Source organism: Larkinella sp. C7, assembly GCF_006149005.1.
In the GTDB taxonomy this organism is placed as follows: domain Bacteria; phylum Bacteroidota; class Bacteroidia; order Cytophagales; family Spirosomataceae; genus Larkinella.
The window spans coordinates 1-222 of the sequence record NZ_VBSL01000101.1 but is presented as its reverse complement, the minus strand read 5'-3'; the positions used below and the strand labels follow the sequence as shown (position 1 = coordinate 222).

Annotated in this window: 1 pseudogene; it reads right to left on the bottom strand. The window is 36.0% G+C overall.

Going from position 1 to position 222, the window contains the following annotated elements:
• Positions 1-222: pseudogene (locus FH871_RS34545) on the bottom strand (hypothetical protein); the annotation flags it as partial.

Below are 222 nucleotides of genomic sequence, written 5' to 3'. Positions count from 1 at the left end.
TATAGACGTCGTTTTCTTGCTTAACCTGGATGCAGATTTTATTATCTTTTTTTCGATCTTTAAAGGCATGCCGAACTGCATTCTCAACTAACACTTGTAGGCCAAAGGGAGGCAGCTTTATTTTTTCGGAAACGGAAATTTGATAATCCAACTGATATTTATCGGGAAAGCGAAGTTTTTCGAGATTCATATAAGCATCGACATGAGATTTTTCTTGTTCTA